Raw genomic sequence first — 17,112 nt, forward strand, 5'->3', positions numbered from 1 at the left:
CATAACCGCGCAGAAACCGCAAGCGAGGCGGGTATTCTTGATGTGTTGACCGATGTGCTCGTATCACCGGGGCCGAGCAACGGAAACGGAACAGCCCCCATGTTACAACCTTCCCAAATCATCCAGGCCATGCAGTTCGACGGCTTCTACACCCGCAACCCCGTAAACACCGATGACGAACCGCGCCTGACTATCACATATCAGTTTGCAGGAAACTCCGCTCCGGGCGACCTGCCAACCAACAACAACTATGGTGGATGGCGAAACTTTACGGCTGCTGAGGAGGCCTCTTTCGCCGAAGCCTTTACCCATATTGAAACGTTCCTGAATGTGGATTTTGTAGAGGTAAGCGGTAACGCGGATCCGGATCTGAATATCGGCTCTGTCACGATCCCTGGCAACACGGTTGGAGTCGGCGGTTATAGTATCAGCTATCGCGGCAATGACATTTCCAACTGGGAAGGATATGTGGTTTTCGACAATACGCTGGACATGTCGCAGGACAACCGCGAAAGCCTGATCCTGCATGAGTTGGGGCATGCCCTTGGGCTGGAACATCCCTTTTCCGCCGATCCGCCCCTGCCCGATGAATATGAAAACAACCTCTATTCGGTGATGTCCTACACTGAGAACCCGATAAATGGCCAGGACAGCGATGCCATGATGTTGTTTGATGTGCTGGCCCTGCAGGACATCTGGGGTGCTGCCGGTTACAACACCGGCAATACAATCTACCGCGGGTCACGGACCGATACCGTAGACGTGGTTTGGGACACCGGCGGCAGAGACACTTTCAACGCCAGCGACCGAACCAACGCCGTGGCACTGGATCTGCGTGAAGCGCATTTCTCAAGCTTCGATGCAGAGAGCGACGTGACCATAGCCTATGGCTCCACCATAGAGAATGCAATTGGCGGGCGTGGTCGGGACCGGATCGTCGGCAATGACGCCAACAATCGGTTGGTCGGAGGTGGCGGGCGCGACACCCTGCGCGGTGATGGCGGAAACGACGCGCTGAATGGTAACAGCGGTGTTGACCTGCTGGTCGGCGGCGGCGGCAATGATCGCCTGAACGGTGCCGGCGGCAATGACCGGCTGGTTGGCAATAGCGGCGCAGATATCTTCGTCTTTGCGCGCAATGGCGGCAATGATACTGTTCGCGATTTCCAAGACGATATCGACACCCTGCGCATTGTTGGTCACGGCAACCGCGCCGAGGTTCTAGCGAGGGCCAGCGAGATTGATGGAGATCTATTTTTCGACCTTGATGGCAATCACAGCGTCACGCTGCGCAATATGACATTGGATCAGATCAACGACGATTTGCTGGTCTAGGCCCCCAACGATATGGACAATCGTCGCGGTCTGACCTAATTCGTTCACATGCGAACCATTCCGCGGCGATTTCTGGACCGTCGGTCCAACCCCAACATCGGCACGCTGATCCTGCTCTCTGGACTGTCGGCTCTGGCGATGAATATATTTCTGCCTTCCCTTCCCGGGATGGCACGCTATTTCAACGCCGACTACAGCCTGATGCAGTTGTCGGTAGCACTTTATCTGGCCGTCAGTGCTGCGGTGCAGATCTTTATCGGCCCGATATCTGACAAATTGGGGCGCCGCCCGGTGATTTTATGGGGCGTGGCACTGTTTCTTCTGGCAACTCTGGGCTGCCTTTATGCCCCTTCAGCCGAGGTCTTCCTACTGTTTCGGATGTTTCAGGCCATTGTCGCCTCCGCTATGGTTCTAAGCCGGGCCGCCGTTCGCGACATCTACGACAATGATCATGCAGCGAGCATGATTGGCTATGTCACGATGGGCATGGCGGTCGTTCCCATGATTGGGCCAATGATTGGCGGCGCGCTAGAGGAAACGATCGGTTGGAAGGCCAATTTCTGGCTGCTGATGGCGCTTGGCGCGGGTACATTTGCCATCGCGTATCTGGATCTGGGAGAAACCGCCTGCAAAAGCGGCAAGACCTTAATGGCGCAGTTTCGCGAATACCCAGAGCTGCTGCGATCCCCCCGGTTCTGGGGATATTCGCTGGCCTCCGGCCTGTCCGCGGGCGCGTTTTTTGCCTATCTCGGCGGCGCGCCATTTATGGGCACACAGGTTTACGGTCTATCAGCCGCACAGCTCGGCGTTTTCTTCGCCTCTCCGGCTGTTGGCTACTTCATCGGGAACTTCTTGTCCGGGCGCTACTCGACGCGCATCGGACTGAATCAGATGGTGCTTTGGGGCTGCCTGATCAACGGCATCGGCGTCGCACTTTCACTGGCATTCGCGCTGGTCGGCGCGGACACGGTCTATTCGTTCTTTGGCTTCATGACCTTTGTCGGGCTGGGCAATGGTATGGCCATTCCCAATGCGACCGCTGGCGCGATTTCCGTACGCCCACATCTGGCAGGCACCGCATCAGGTCTGGCAGGCGCAATCATGATTGGCGTGGGCGCTGCGCTCAGTGCTTATGCCGGCTACCTGCTCGTGCCCGGATCAACGCCGGTTCCGCTGCTGTTGATTATGCTGGGCACGGCAGTCGCAGGATTTGTATCAATCAGGGTGGTTATGCGCCGCGAGAAAACACTCGGGCTTTAGGCCGCCTGCGCCGAATCCCTTACCAAATTCGCCGTGTTTGAGAAAATCGGCCCGATGCCCGCTATTGCACCGAAGAGTTTGCAATTCTACAATTGCATGGTTCGAGGTTTGCAAAGGTACATCAGGTGGCGCAACAAAAACTCTATGCCGGGGCCAAGTTACGCGAAATGCGACTGCGTTTATCACTGACGCAGAAGGAGTTTGCGGCTAAACTGGGCGTTTCGCTCCCCTATCTCAATCAGATGGAAAACAATAACCGCCCGGTCTCCACGACTGTGGTGCTTGCACTGGCGCAAGAATTCGGACTGGATGTTACGGAACTGTCTACCGGCGACAGCGAGCGTCTTGTGAGCGACATGCGCGAGGTTATGGCGGACCCGGTATTTGCGGATACAGCGCCACCGATCGCGGATCTGAGATTAACAGCCTCCAATGCGCCAGCACTGGCGCGGGCATTGCTGACCCTGCACCGCGCCTATCGCCAAACGCATGAACGGTTGGCCTCACTGGATGAGGCGTTGGGCCGGGAGGATGCACGCATACAAGCCTCCCCCTGGGAAGAGGTGCGCGACTTCTTCCATTATTGCGACAATTACATAGATGCTGTTGACCGCGCCGCTGAGAATTTCTGCGGACGACTTGATGCGCGCAGTGCGGCCATCACAGCTCTGGATCAGGCCGGTATCAGCGTGACCTTTGGCGATATCGACGGGCTGCGAAGCTATGATCCATCAGGCAAACGACTGCGGCTGTCAAACCGCGCCTCCCCCCAGACGCAGCTTTTTCAATTGCTGTTACAGGTGGCTCTGTTGCGGCAAAACGATCTGCTGGAAGCAACGCTGGATTTTGCAAAATTCCACAGCGAGGCCGCGCGGTCGATTGCGAAAATCGGACTGGCCAACTACTTTGCTGGGGCCGCCATGATGCCCTATCGCAAGTTTCTGGATGCAGCCGTTGACTGTCGTCATGATCTGGAGCTGCTCTCCACCCGTTTTGGCGCGTCGATTGAGCAGGTCGCACATCGGTTATCAACGCTTCAACGCCCCGGAGCCAAAGGCGTGCCGTTCTTCTTTGTGCGGGTTGATCAGGCCGGTACCATCACCAAGCGCCACTCGGCCACAAGGCTACAATTTGCACGATTCGGCGGTGCCTGCCCACTGTGGAATGTGCATCGGGCGTTCGAAACACCGGGCCGTTTTTTACGGCAGCTGGCAGAGACGCCCGACGGGGTTCGCTATATCTCGCTTGCCCGCGATGTGTCGAAACCCGGCGGGTCCTTTGGCTCTCCGGTCAGACGCTATGCCATTGCGCTCGGGTGCGAAGTACGCCACGCTGACGCGCTGGTCTATGCGGATACGCTGGATGTGAGCCAGGACAGCGCCTATGAGCCAATCGGCATCTCTTGCCGCATCTGCGAACGGCCTGATTGTCATCAGCGATCTGTACCACCACTCGAGCGGCGACTGACCATCAACACCGACCAACGCGGCATCCTGCCCTACGAGGTGAACTGAAATACTAAGGCGGGCGGGAACCGCTCTATTCCATAAGAAAAATAGCGAGGTTTTCCTCAGGCCTCAGCAATGGATGCAAGCAGGGTGAAGGCCGACAGGGACGGCTCGTGATTTTCGAGACCCATTCTGTACAGGACAGTCATATCCGCAGCATTCAAGAAACCTGCACAATTAGTAAGCCTGACAATCAAGTTATTAGGCGTTGAAGTAATTGACTAGCCACTCAAAATACAAATAGCCTTACTACCGCCGCGTACTAGCGAAAAAAATTACCCGTAAGCCGTTGTTAAATATCATTTTCACCTGCCAGCCATCACATCTCAGCTCTCAACAAGGCTCTGAAATACTTCTAAATCTGACGATTTCGAGACAGCAGGAATACGCAAGAGATCGCCCCAACGATTCACGATATCCCCATACTTTTCCAGTATATTTATTGGCCAATCTGCTGTTACTGTATGGAGCTACCTCGAATGGTCCAATTGATCTATGTTGGCAATTACAACTTGCTCACAGAGGATACCTTCAACGTATTCGCACTAGATGGAAACCATGCGTTTGATGCGACCGACCCGAGCTGTTTTGTAGATGTCACACTATTGGACAACGACTCGAATAACGCCCTGAATACATCAACAGGGGGAGACGGGCTTTCCTATGATCTGGGCGCTGGCCAAGTTACCAGTTTGATGTCGAGTGGTGCGAGATATGACATTGTTCTCCGTTACCAGGATGGCAGTACCGGCACTCAAACGGAACGCGTCGACGTGATGCAAACCCTTAACGGTGATGTATTCATTGTCGATGAACAGGGGGGCGCAAAGGATGGAGTTAGAGACAACAGCATCTGGGAATCCGGAAAGATAGTATCATATGATCTGACCTTCTCCACCCGAAGTTACGGTGGAGATCTGCTCTCTAGCGTCAATAGCTTCGATGCCGTTGTCTGCTTTGCAAAGGGCACTCTGATCGAGACCTCTTCAGGGCATAAAGAAATAGAGACCCTGCAAATCGGCGATCGGGTGAAAACGGCTGACAACGGCTATCAAGCTATTCGCTGGGCCGGCTCATACAAGGCGAACGAGAGTGTCCTTGCAGCACATGTAAAACAAAGACCAATACGGATCATGTCCGGCGCTCTCGGTGGGGGGCTCCCGAAACGTGACCTATTGGTTTCGCGTCAACATAGAGTGTTGGTACGATCAAAGATTGCCAAGCGCATGTGTGGTGAAACCGAGGTTCTGATACCAGCAATCAAGCTGTCGCAGCTTCCTGGCGTTTTCGTTGACGAAGACATCGAACGCGTCGAGTATTTTCATCTGCTGTTCGATCAACATGAGATTATCTATGCCGAGGGTGCAGCATCTGAAAGCCTGTTCACGGGTCCGGAAGCCTTAAAGTCCGTAGCTCCCGAGGCGCGTGATGAGATCCTGAGCATGTTCCCGGAACTGACAGCGCTCGACTATTCGTCAGGTTTCGCGCGCTATGTTCCGTGCAAAGACATGCAAAAACAACTTGTCGCCAAGCACGTCGAAAAAAGTCGACCGGTAGTCGAAAACGCCTGAGTGTAGGTACCGGCAATATTCGATTGTCAGATCAGGTAGCTGACATAATACGTGTACCATTCGCACAATGCCTGGAGCGTTAGTGGAATACACGATACCGGCACAGCACTTGATCGCTGCTCTGCAGCTTCTTAGAAGTCTGTAAACAGCCCGTAAGCCTGAGCCCATCGACCCGCATTTAGATCATCGCCGACATTCCAAAACGTAAGTAATGGGTTATGATGACCGTCCCAGTTTAACCCATGTTCCTCATCACGAGCCAAACGCGGCAACATAGCATGATCTGCCACCTTGGGGTCGCGCCCAGCGGCCCCTTCCAAGATCAGAAGGCAGCTTTCCAAGTGCTTGATGCCAAGCCCCGATATTGCGCGGATCATATCCCACCAGATCCATTTTACGCAGTTTCGCTACATCCTGGATCGCCCGTTCACCGCACGTATCGAGTGGATGAAATTCGAGACTTGTTTGTGGCAGCTGGCCCGACATATCCATTTCGAAGCTCGGTTTGCCAAATAGATATGACCACATCCCCTTGCCAATGGTTTTTGCGGCTCAGGTGACGCCAGTGTTTCTTGGGTCTCTGGGCGGCACTGCGAACGAAGCGGCACACTGGCCTCTCCTCACAGTCCACGAAACTGCCCATGTCCAAAAAGAATTGGAGAACACCGTGGTTCGGAAGTGGGTTAGTCGGAAGCGAACGGTGAATGTCCTCGCAGCTGAGCTGTGCAACCAAATGCAATGGTTCGTTTGGCATCTCTGGGTTGGTCGGCCAGTCCTTCTCCCCTTTGGTCGGGGTTCCGCCGATAAAAGATAAGCCAGCAGTATCTTGATGCGCATGCGGCACAGAGTTTTCCGCTCTGTAGCTATTCATACATCTGCTTCACAAGGCCGATTTTTGACATATTGCCCTGGCCCAAACTCAAGCCCAAGCAACGGGCTGCTACCCAAATCTATAGATTGGGAGAGGGCATTCCATCAATCCGAGTCAACCGCAATATTGGCCTGTATCCGGCTATCTAAGCTAACATAAAAACGGGCGCCGTTGACGTCCCTTTGCTCTGACAACCCATTCAAGCTTCACGCTTTTGACAAAATTTGCCAGATCATATCCTTAAGCGCGGCACGTTGTTTACGCAGGTCTGCTTCGGCGGTGTCGGACATCGGCTCCACGTTGGTCTCAGCGCGGTGAACAGCCCGGTTCACCTCGTGGTAGCTGTCCGCAAGTTTGGAGAAATGGGCATCGGACTGTTTCAGCGCGTGGATCTTCGATAGTTTATCCGGAAACTCTGCAGCCAGTTCATGAGGGGTATTGGACATCTGTTCGCTCCTTTTTCTTGGTGTCAAACAGACCCTACCGCGTACCAGACCACGCCACATTGACCCGGATCAAATCACAACCTCATTTGTGCCGACTTCGCGATCCGAATGAAAATCGCCCGCACACGCGATGCGGCGGGCGATGGTAGTGACCTGTAAAGGAGGGCTCAGCGTTGCGAGGTTTCCCAAGCCGGATTAAACCACGGTTCTGCATTGGACGACGGCAGGCGGCGGCCAAGGATGTGGTCAGACGCTTTCTCACCCGTCATAATCGATGGGCCATTGAGATTGCCGTTGGTGATGCGCGGGAAAATAGAGCTGTCCGCCACACGCAGACCTTCGACACCGATGACGCGGCAATCTGGATCGACCACCGCCATCGGGTCTTCCACCGCGCCCATCTTGCAGGTGCCGCAAGGATGATAGGCGCTTTCGACATGTTCGCGGATAAATCCGTTAAGTTCTTCGTCGCTTTGCAGCGCATCTCCGGGTTGGATTTCGTGTTTGACGAAAGGCTCCATTGCATCCTGAGCGAAGACCTCGCGCGTCAGACGAATACATTTGCGGAAATCTTCCCAGTCTTTTTCGGTCGACATGTAGTTAAACAGGATCTTCGGCGCATCTTTAGGATCGCTGGACGCCAAAGTGACTTCGCCGCGTGAATCCGAGCGCATCGGGCCAACATGCGCCTGAAATCCGTGACCCTCCGCTGCAGCTTGACCATCGTAACGCACCGCAATGGGCAAGAAGTGATACTGGATATCCGGGTAGTCAACACCCTTGTCGGAGCGGATGAAGGCCGAGCTTTCAAACTGGTTGGACGCCCCAAGACCGGTTTTGGTAAACAGCCACTGCGCCCCGACCCAGGCCTTGCCAAAGAGGTTCCAGTATTTGAACAGGGTGATCGGCTGTTTGGAGGCAAACTGGAAATAGAATTCCAAGTGGTCCTGCAGGTTTTGGCCAACGCCTGGACGATCAACAACCACGTCAATGCCGTGCTCTGCCAGATGTTTGGCGGGTCCAATACCCGACAACATCAGTAGTTTGGGTGAGTTTAGCGATGAGGCGGCCAGAATGACCTCTGCTTCGGCCCGGATCACTTCGATCCTGCCACCACGCTCGACCTCCACGCCGATTGCACAGCCGTCTTCGATGACCACTTTGCGGGCAAATGCACGGATCATCTCGCAATTGTCGCGTTTCAGCGCTGGCTTGAGATAGGCGTTGGCTGCGGACCAGCGTTGCCCTTTGTAAACAGTCATTTCCATCGGGCCAAAGCCCTCTTGCTGTTGGCCGTTGTAGTCCTTGCTCACGGGGTAGCCAGCCTGCTCCCCCGCCTTTACAAAAGCCGCATGCAAAGGATTGTCGCGAGGGCCGCGCGTTACGTGCAACGGGCCGTCCTTGCCGCGCCAGTCAGGATCACCGCCATGGCCACGATCATCCCAGGTTTCCATACGTTTGAAGTAAGGCAACACATCTGCATAGGACCAGCCCGCGGCTCCGGATTCAGCCCAGTGATTGTAGTCGCCCGCATGGCCCCGCACGTAGACCATACCGTTGATCGAAGACGACCCACCGACCACTTTGCCGCGCGGGCAAACCAGCTCACGCCCATCCAGATGCGGTTCGGGCTGGGATTTGTAGCCCCAATCATACATCGACATATTCATCGGATAGCTGAGCGCGCCCGGCATCTGAATGAAGGGGCCTGCGTCGGTGCCACCGTGCTCAATGATCAGCACCGATTTGCCAGCCTCCGACAAACGGTAGGCCATAGCACAACCCGCCGAGCCAGCACCGACAATCACATAATCCGCATTCATATCTTTCTCCATCCGGCAGCCGACACATCCCGAGCGCTGCCGTTCTCTTTAGATTGGACGGGCGCAAGAGGCACCCTGCCCTTTAGCTCGTTTCCGGCCTGTTGTTGGCGTCTGGCAGATGCCAATCAGAACGCGGCTTCGACGTCGCCCATGCGAACGTAAACGGATTTCACTTGGCTGAAATGCTTGATGGCCTCTTTCGAGTTTTCGCGGCCGACACCTGATGCTTTGACACCGCCAAACGGCGCTTCAACAGGCGCGTCGTTGTAGGAGTTGATAAAGCAGCTACCAGCCTCCAGATTTCCGATCACACGATGCGCGCGGGTAAAATCCTTGGTGAAAACGCCAGCCGACAGACCGAATTCAGTATCATTGGCGCGGGCCACGACCTCTTCTTCGGTGTCGAAATCTAGAACAGACATAACCGGGCCAAAAATCTCTTCGCGCGCGATGGTCATATCATCGGTGACGTCGGCAAAAACGGTGGGCGTGATGAAATAGCCATCCATGTCTGCGCGGTTGCCGCCGCAGATCAGCCTCGCCCCTTCGGTTTTCCCCTTCTCGATATAGCCGAGCACAATATTCATCTGGTTCTCGGTGACCATCGGACCAAAGCTGGTGGCCTCATCCATCGGATCGCCCAGGATAGCATTACCAATGCGCTCAGCGAGGCGAGCAAGGAACTTATCCTTGATGCGTTTTTGGACGAACACACGTGTGCCGTTGGAACAGACCTGTCCGGAGGAGTAGAAGTTGCCATTGATGGCACCGCCGACAGCGTTGTCGATATCTGCATCATCAAAGATGATAAGCGGTGACTTCCCACCGAGCTCCATGGTGACGTGCTTCATACCTTCGGCGGCGGCGGCGTAGACTTTCTTGCCGGTCGGAACCGACCCCGTGAGCGATACCTTGTCAACGCGCGGATCAGTGACCAGCGCGCCACCGACGTCGCCCATGCCCTGAACAACGTTGTAGACACCAGCGGGGAGGCCTGCCTCGTGTAGAATTTCGGCTACTTTCAGAGCGCAGAGCGGTGTTGTCTCAGAGGGTTTGAACACCATCGAATTGCCACAAGCCAAGGCAGGCGCACCTTTCCAGCAGGCGATCTGCGTTGGATAGTTCCATGCCCCGATCCCTACGCAGAGGCCCAACGGTTCGCGTTTGGTATAGACCCAATCCTCACCCAGCGGAATATGTTCACCAGTGAGACTGGCGGCCAAACCACCGAAGTATTCCAGCGCATCCGCACCAGACGTGGCGTCAGCCACAAGGGTTTCCTGCAGCGGCTTGCCGGTGTCGTAGGTTTCCAGAACCGACAGGTCATGGTTCCGGTCGCGCATAATGTCGGCGGCGCGCCGCAGGACGCGGCCACGTTCGGTGCCTGTCATTTTGGCCCAGACCTTCTGGCCTTCCTTGGCGGAGGAGAGCGCCTGCTCCACGATTGCTGGCGTTGCCGCGTGTACTGTGGCGATCTGCTCGCCGGAGGCGGCGTAGATCACCGGGATCGGTGTTCCTGCGGTGTCTTCGACATATGCGCCATTGATAAAGTGGCTGGCTTTGGGCTGTGCGGGTTGTGTCATGATATTTTGCCTTCGGCGGGGATATTGAGGGCCAGGAAACTGACCTAGGAGTGTGTGAGTGTTATTCGCCGCGAGGAAAGCGGTTGCCGTCCTCGACGTCATTGAGATCCATGTGGTTGCGCATGTAGCGTTCCGAGGCCTTTTGCAGTGGCTGGTAGTCCCATGGGTAGTAACCGCCCTGACGCAGCGCCTCGTAAACAACCCAGCGGCGGGCCTGACTGGCGCGGACATCCGCGTCAAACTTGTCCAGATCCCAGCGGGCTTCTGATTTGGCGCGCAAGGTTTGCAGCGTGCCCGCGTGGGCCGGATCATCGGCGAGGTTGGTCAGCTCCTGCGGGTCTGCATCCAGATCAAACAGCTGATCGGGGTCCAGCGCGCAGCGGTTGTATTTCCACTTGCCATAGCGCAGCGATACCAGTGGCGCATAAGATGCCTCGGCTGCGTATTCGATCGTAACCGGTTCAGCGCGTTCTGTGCCAATGGCCAGTGGCAACAGGTTTTGACCATCTGTCCAAGGTTCAATCTCTGCCATATCCACACCCGCGAGCGCGCCCAGCGTTGGCGTGACATCCAATGTGGATACAGGTGTTTCAATCAACCCGGCTGGCAGATCCGGTGAAGAGATCATCAAAGGGACGCGCGAAGAGCCTTCGAAAAAGCTCATCTTGAACCAGAGGCCACGCTCTCCCAGCATGTCGCCATGGTCAGAGACAAATAGAATAATTGCCTCTTGCCTTGTGGTTTCCAGCACCTCCAGTATCTCACCGATTTTGTCATCGAGATAGGAGATATTGGCGAAATAGGCACGACGGGAGCGTTTGATATCCTCTTCGGAAATATCAAAGCTGCGCCAGTCGTTGGCATCAAATATCCGCTTAGAGTGGCTGTCGTGATCCTCATAGCCCATCGCCGGGGTTTGCGGCAACAGATGCTCGCAATCCTCGTAAAGATCCCAGTATTTGCGGCGTGCCACATAGGGGTCATGCGGGTGGGTAAAGCTGACAGTCAGCGCCCATGGGCGGTCATCCTTGCCGCGCGCCAGATCATAGAGCTTAGCCTTGGCGTGATAGGCAACCTCGTCGTCGTATTCCATCTGGTTGGAAATCTCGGCGACGCCGGCTCCGGTGACCGAGCCCATATTGTGATACCACCAGTCAATGCGTTCCCCCGGTTTGCGGTAATCCGGCGTCCACCCAAAGTCGGCCGGGTAGATATCTGTGGTCAACCGATCTTCGAAGCCGTGCATTTGGTCTGGACCGACGAAATGCATCTTGCCCGAGAGGCAGGTGTAGTAGCCTGCGCGACGCAGGTGGTGGGCATATGTGGGAATGTCGCTGCGGAACTCTGCCGCATTGTCATAAACGCCGGTGCGTGATGGCAGCTGACCGGACATGAACGAGGCACGGCCCGGCGCACAAAGAGGGCTCGCGGTATAGGCATTGGCAAATCGGGTAGAGCGCGCGGCCAGTTTTTTGAGATTGGGAGCATGTAGGAAATCAGCCGGACCATCCGGGAACAGTGTACCGTTCAACTGGTCCACCATCACGATCAAGATATTCGGGGCAGTCATATTTCAAACATCTCCTACAGGTATCGCAATTTGGCCGTTCGGCGGTGGCGTGCGTGAGGGCGGGTATTGCAGCGAGTGAAAAACCCACGGCGTGGTGCGACGGCCCAATCCTGACGGCAGATATACGATTGCGGCAGAGCCGCGTGTGGCCCCGGCCCTGCCAGTGGCGGGCCGGGGCGCCCGGATTTAGTGGGCTGCTTTGATACGCTCGAAATCGAGGGTATTTTCTTCAGGTGAGGTTGTGATCGCCGCTACTTCACTGCGTTTATTGGCGAAGATATAGACCAAGCAGGCGATGTAGATGCCAATCACCACGGTACCGACCCACTGGATCTGCAACCACTGGCTTTGGAACGCCAGAGTAAGCGCAAACAGAGCCACCGCATTGCCCAGAACGTAAGGCAGCTTGCCCAGGCGTTCCGCGCTCAGGTTCATGTTATCGGTGTATAGGCGGATCAGCGAGTCAAACGAGTTGATCACGAAGAGGATACCAACGACGGTCATGGACCAGTTGATGAGACCTGCGGTTGGGATGGCGTTGAGGTGATAGAAGTAAAGCACCGAGAACCACAAACCGAGCGGGATGGACGGGATCACCAGCAAGGCGGCGAGCAGTTGCCATGTGGTCAGACCACCAACAAAACGGGAGGTGAACTGGCCAATCATGATGGACCATGCAAACCACCAGAACAGGTAGAATTCATGATACTCTGTCAGCGGTATGATGAATTTGTGGATGTTGGCGAAGTAGCCGCCGATATTGCCAGCGGTTGACAAGAACTCGCCCAATCCCATGCCGGCATAGGCCCACATGCCCAAGATCAGCGCCAGGAACAAGATGCTGGAACCGACAGAGAGGATACGCACATATTTGATGTCCGTGGAGGAATAGGCCGCCGCCAGAATAACCAGGAAGCAGATCACGTAGAAGGCCGGAATGACCGTCTCGCCGTCGCCAACTTCGGCGATGTAATACGGCATGTAGATCAGGAACAATGCGCCGGTGAAGGCACAGGTGGTGATGATCACCAGATTGTTTAGCAGCTTCACAAGCTTGATCTCGAAGAACTTCACCCGTGGCTCGATGGCGCAGAAGTAAAAGGAGGTCAGGAAATAGAAGGCCCAAATCAGGAAGCCCCAAAAGCCAAACTCAAGCGCCAGTGGATTGGTGAAAGCATAGGCCGGCTCTGCTGCCGTGTCGGCATAGAGCGGAAAGTCAAAGGCCAGAGGGAACATGATCAGCCCCACATCCAGACCCGAGGTGAACAGAATTGCGACGAAGGTGAACAGCGGCACCGGGGTCACCCCGATGATGCGCATGTTCCACCACTTGATCACGCAGAAAATCACCAGCGCAAAGGCCAGCAAGATCCCGGCTGAGATGATAGTTGTCATACGTCCCTCCCTTTGGATAGGCGTTGATCGCCCTTTTGACGTGTGGGGGAGGCATAGCAGAAAAAGGTGCGTCTCTAAACATTTTTTTAAATGATCATTTAAGATCCAAAATGCACATAACAGGAGTTGAAACAGGCGGCGACCTGACGCAAGACTGAATAATGGGAAGAAAAAGAATTCGAGACATCCGTAACGAAGAGCTTATCGAAGCCACCATAATCGCGGTCCATCTTCGCGGCTATGGCGTTGTTACAATGGCAGAAATAGCGCGGGAAGCTAGCGCTTCGGCTGCCTCAATCAACTACTATTTCGGCTCAAAAGAGGGTCTGATGGAGGCCACGATGCGTCATCTTCTGCACAAGTTGCGTCAGGCGATGATCAGAGGCTATGCCACTGCGAGCACCCCAAAAGACCGTTTATATGCGGTGATGGACGCCAATTTTGACGATGATTTATTCCAAGTCGCCCCGTGCAGTCTGTGGATGCAATTCTGGGCCAGCGCCCCCTATTCAACGCGTCTGTCGCGTCTGCACAGAATCAACCGCAGCCGCGTGCGCAGCCATTTTCTGGCCGAGCTGAACCGTCTGTTGCCACAAGACCGGGTCGAGACCGCGCGCCACGCGTTACAGTGCTATATGGATGGCGTCTGGTTGCAAGCCGCCCAATCCGAAACACCGCTGGATCCAGCCGAAGCACGCCGCGCCGCCCACCGCGTGGTGGATCTGGTGATTGGCTAATTTAGACCAAGGTGGCCCGGCCATATGGCGCCGGTTCAATTCAATGGCAGATCGGACCGCTGGTACCTCAACTCGGTCCCATGCGGAAGATAGGTCAAAACAAGGTCATTCTCTGTCAGCGAAGTGATCTTATAACAGTGATCCGGGCCGCCATCCTCAGCCTGTGACACCAAATACGGCCCATCCTCTGGACTATCGCCGCAGGCATTCTGAACAGACAGAAGCTCGGTCATGGTTTCAACCACACCGTAGTAGTTGCGCCGCGTCGCGCCCTCTACCACAAAGTGGTCATAGCCATCAGCCTGCGACACCCATTCACCGGAGAGTTGTTGCAGCATATGATCGTAGCGGGTTTCATCGCGCTCGGTCAGGGTACTCAGGCTTACATGGGTGATCCTGTCATCCGTCGCCAGACTGTTGCCGGAAACCCGCACCGGCGTGCCGGGTTCTAATTGTTGCAAGCGGTCGATAATGGCCTGTTCGGTTCGGCCGTCATCCATCACGCAAAGCTGGCCGTCATTAGCAACCATTTTACAGATCACCCGACCGTCACCGCGCCGTCGTTGGCATCCTTGAAAAGTAACATCCCGCACGAAAGGAGCTCCAACCTCGAATATTGACCCGGAAGCAACGGCCCCAGTATCGGTCCCGCTATTCTGAGATCTCGAGTGATCGCCCAGCGCAGCGACATATGCAAGCGGTGCTACACCCTCCAATTCGCTGGCAACAGTCGTGTCGATCTTGGCAAAAAATGCGTTTTCATATCCGCGTGTTACGCAATTTTTGTCGCCAGAGATGCTGAATTCACCTGGCGCTGTACAAAAGGAAATCCGTTCATCCAGAAACTGCCAGCCCTGCGCCTGACTGTGGAAGTAGTAGAAACGGTTCTGCAAGGGACTGTCGATAATGCTCTCACAGGTTTCGGGCGGAAGATGCCACCACCCATGAGAGGTCCACTGACCATCCTCGCGGTAAGCCACGCTGACGGATTGCGGTACCGGCGTGTCATTGCAGATCTCTAAACCAACATAAGCCTGATCTGCCTGCGCAGGCTGCACCACGAGCAGTGGTGCAAGCAAAAGCGCCAGGATCAATCGGGCGTACATCTCTCTCACCTCTGTTCCCAGATCTGCCTGTTACAAGATCCGCTCATAACAACTATCAGTATTAAGTAACGATTTTGCAAACTTAGACCTTCGTAGCAAGGCTGACAGGCGTTAGTGCACGCCGTTTCGGCACGGCCTCCCGCCAAGTGATGAAACTGACAGCAGCGAGGATCAAGCAGCCCCCCGCGACGACCCAGACATCCACCGCCTCACCAAAGACCAATGCGCCAAGCAGAGTTGCCCAAACCAATTGCAAAAACGTTACCGGTTGCGTCACCGTGACCGGGGCTGACGCAAAGGCAAGTGTCATCGCGATGTGTCCCGCAGTGGCAAAACAGGCGACCGCAAACAGGATCGACAGTTCCCAAAGGGTTGGCGTCACCCAGACAACGGCGGCAAAAGGCGCCAGGAACGCAGTGACCCAGATCGACAACATCGCCACAACAACCACCGGGTTGGTGCCGTCAACGGTGGTCTTTGCCAACAAATAGGACGCGCCAAATCCAAGAGCGGTGACGAGCATCGCCATGTGACCTGCCTCCACCTCGCGGAACCCGGGACGCAGAATGATCAACGCCCCCACAAGAGCAATCAGAATTGCCCCCACCCGCCGCAGTGCCATGCGCTCACCCAGAAACAGCGCAGCTCCGATAGAGACATAGATCGGCGAGAGGTAATTCATTGCCGTAACCTCAGCGAGTGGGATCTGGGTCATCGCAAAGAACCACAGGATTACTGCCAGTGTATGGACAAAGCCCCGGAGAGCAAAAAGTCCCCAGAGCCGAGTGGTGATCCGAGTGCGACGCAGCGTGCCGATCATCGGCACCAGAAACACCAACCCAAGAAGGTAGCGCAAAAAGGCGGATTCGGCTGGCGGAATACGATCACCAAGATATTTGACAAGCGCCGTCACCGCGACGAAACAAAAACCCGTCATCAACATCCAGAATACGCCTTTTAATGGCTGACTGGAGGCTGCTGACGACGGGTCTGTGGCTGGCTCAAGCGCGAGGCGATCTTGGGGTGTTTGGGTCATGGTGCGCATGAGAGCACCCGGACCACCGCAGGACAACCCTTCACATATGAAATACTTCTGATCCTCAGAAGATGCCGCCCATCGTTTGACTGGTCAAACCGGCCAGATAGACCATTTGGGACACCAGACAGATCATTCAGGACAACCGACAGGCTCACATCATCAGCAGTTTGATGGCGATGGCCCACATGGTGAGACCGACCAGCAGATCCAACACCTGCCACGCGCGGGGGCGAGCAAAGACCGGTGCCAGAAGGCTGGCGCCATAGCCAAGAGTAAAAAAGAACACAAAGCTGGAGACCGCAGCACCCAGGCCAAACAACAGCGGCTGCGGATACTGCGCCGAGATCGAGCCAAGCAGCACGACAGTATCAAGATACACATGCGGATTCAGCCAAGTCAGTGCAAGCACCGTCGCAAGCATCGGCCATAGCCTCACCGGTGCGCCCTGCCCGGCCTCACTGTCCAGATGCGCGCCACCGAGCCAGGCAGCCTTTAGGCTGCGCGCGCCGTACCACAGTAGAAATGCCGCACCTCCCAGACGCATCGCCAATTCGAACCATGGCACGGCCAGTGCCAACGAGCCAAAGCCCAAGACCCCTGCTGTGATCAGCAGCGCATCGGAGCTTGCACAGGTCAGGCAGATCCAGAACACATGTTGCCGGCGCAACCCCTGCCGCAGCACAAAGGCGTTTTGCGCGCCGATGGCCAGGATTAGGCTCAGGCCAAGAAAAAATCCGGCGATCAGGCTCGGGGGCATTGCGGTATCCTTTGTTGATCGATGCGCAGACCGATGTTTGTCCAGACCGATGTTAGCAGGCTCTGTCGATGGCTAAGGTTTTGACTACGCCGCCTGCTAGATGTAAGCAAA

At 55.6% G+C, this 17,112-nt stretch carries 15 protein-coding genes; 5 read left to right on the top strand and 10 right to left on the bottom strand.

Features of this window, described 5'->3' with window-relative positions; genetic code table 11:
* Positions 1 to 99: 99 nt before the first annotated feature.
* From ACEWZM_RS02775 to ACEWZM_RS02790, 4 genes are all read left to right on the top strand, one after another.
* A complete protein-coding gene (locus ACEWZM_RS02775) occupies positions 100 to 1,335 on the top strand; it encodes a M10 family metallopeptidase (protein ID WP_414004995.1) in 1,236 nt (411 codons plus the stop codon).
* A gap of 48 nt (positions 1,336 to 1,383) precedes the next feature.
* Positions 1,384 to 2,595 carry a multidrug effflux MFS transporter gene (locus tag ACEWZM_RS02780; RefSeq protein WP_414004996.1) on the top strand — a complete coding sequence of 404 codons (1,212 nt, stop codon included), beginning with the start codon at positions 1,384 to 1,386 and terminating at the stop codon, positions 2,593 to 2,595.
* Positions 2,596 to 2,720: 125 nt separating this feature from the next.
* Positions 2,721 to 4,109, top strand: coding sequence for a helix-turn-helix domain-containing protein (locus tag ACEWZM_RS02785; RefSeq protein WP_414004997.1), 1,389 nt, complete (start codon positions 2,721 to 2,723; stop codon positions 4,107 to 4,109).
* Positions 4,110 to 4,591: 482 nt separating this feature from the next.
* Positions 4,592 to 5,674: a Hint domain-containing protein gene (locus ACEWZM_RS02790; protein ID WP_414004998.1), complete on the top strand. Its 1,083-nt coding sequence runs from the start codon at positions 4,592 to 4,594 to the stop codon at positions 5,672 to 5,674.
* A gap of 131 nt (positions 5,675 to 5,805) precedes the next feature.
* On the opposite strand, the gene ACEWZM_RS02795 is transcribed toward ACEWZM_RS02790, so the two are convergent.
* The 7 genes from ACEWZM_RS02795 to ACEWZM_RS02825 form a co-directional block, all read right to left on the bottom strand.
* Complete coding sequence (locus tag ACEWZM_RS02795) at positions 5,806 to 6,051, bottom strand: hypothetical protein (protein ID WP_414004999.1); 246 nt, start codon at positions 6,049 to 6,051, stop codon at positions 5,806 to 5,808.
* Positions 6,052 to 6,101: 50 nt separating this feature from the next.
* A complete protein-coding gene (locus ACEWZM_RS02800) occupies positions 6,102 to 6,545 on the bottom strand; it encodes a DUF1963 domain-containing protein (RefSeq protein WP_414005000.1) in 444 nt (147 codons plus the stop codon).
* Positions 6,546 to 6,751: 206 nt separating this feature from the next.
* Entirely contained in the window at positions 6,752 to 6,991 is a 240-nt protein-coding gene (locus ACEWZM_RS02805) for a YdcH family protein (RefSeq protein ID WP_414005001.1), read from the bottom strand.
* Between the two features lie 167 nt (positions 6,992 to 7,158).
* Positions 7,159 to 8,814 (bottom strand): choline dehydrogenase, encoded by a 1,656-nt coding sequence (gene betA / locus ACEWZM_RS02810; protein WP_414005002.1) that lies wholly within the window; start codon positions 8,812 to 8,814, stop codon positions 7,159 to 7,161.
* A gap of 125 nt (positions 8,815 to 8,939) precedes the next feature.
* The gene (betB, locus tag ACEWZM_RS02815; protein WP_414005003.1) at positions 8,940 to 10,397 is read right to left on the bottom strand and encodes a betaine-aldehyde dehydrogenase; all 1,458 of its coding nucleotides are present in this window, start codon (positions 10,395 to 10,397) and stop codon (positions 8,940 to 8,942) included.
* Positions 10,398 to 10,458: 61 nt separating this feature from the next.
* On the bottom strand, positions 10,459 to 11,967 hold the full coding sequence (gene betC / locus ACEWZM_RS02820) for a choline-sulfatase (protein ID WP_414005004.1): 1,509 nt from the start codon (positions 11,965 to 11,967) through the stop codon (positions 10,459 to 10,461).
* 186 nt (positions 11,968 to 12,153) lie between these two features.
* Positions 12,154 to 13,362, bottom strand: a complete 1,209-nt coding sequence (locus ACEWZM_RS02825; RefSeq protein WP_414005005.1) for a BCCT family transporter — start codon at positions 13,360 to 13,362, stop codon at positions 12,154 to 12,156.
* Positions 13,363 to 13,523: 161 nt separating this feature from the next.
* On the opposite strand from ACEWZM_RS02825, the gene betI reads away from it, so the two are divergent.
* A complete protein-coding gene (gene betI / locus ACEWZM_RS02830; protein ID WP_414005006.1) occupies positions 13,524 to 14,099 on the top strand; it encodes a choline-binding transcriptional repressor BetI in 576 nt (191 codons plus the stop codon).
* A 35-nt stretch (positions 14,100 to 14,134) separates the two neighbouring features.
* Here the strand turns inward: betI and ACEWZM_RS02835 are convergent, their stop codons facing one another.
* The 3 genes from ACEWZM_RS02835 to ACEWZM_RS02845 form a co-directional block, all read right to left on the bottom strand.
* Positions 14,135 to 15,205 (bottom strand): DUF1036 domain-containing protein, encoded by a 1,071-nt coding sequence (locus ACEWZM_RS02835; RefSeq protein WP_414005007.1) that lies wholly within the window; start codon positions 15,203 to 15,205, stop codon positions 14,135 to 14,137.
* A gap of 82 nt (positions 15,206 to 15,287) precedes the next feature.
* The gene (locus ACEWZM_RS02840) at positions 15,288 to 16,250 is read right to left on the bottom strand and encodes a DMT family transporter (protein ID WP_414005008.1); all 963 of its coding nucleotides are present in this window, start codon (positions 16,248 to 16,250) and stop codon (positions 15,288 to 15,290) included.
* A gap of 145 nt (positions 16,251 to 16,395) precedes the next feature.
* Positions 16,396 to 17,001: a LysE/ArgO family amino acid transporter gene (locus ACEWZM_RS02845; RefSeq protein ID WP_414005009.1), complete on the bottom strand. Its 606-nt coding sequence runs from the start codon at positions 16,999 to 17,001 to the stop codon at positions 16,396 to 16,398.
* Positions 17,002 to 17,112: the final 111 nt, after the last annotated feature.

The organism is Phaeobacter cretensis, from assembly GCF_047372505.1.
GTDB lineage: Bacteria > Pseudomonadota > Alphaproteobacteria > Rhodobacterales > Rhodobacteraceae > Phaeobacter > Phaeobacter cretensis.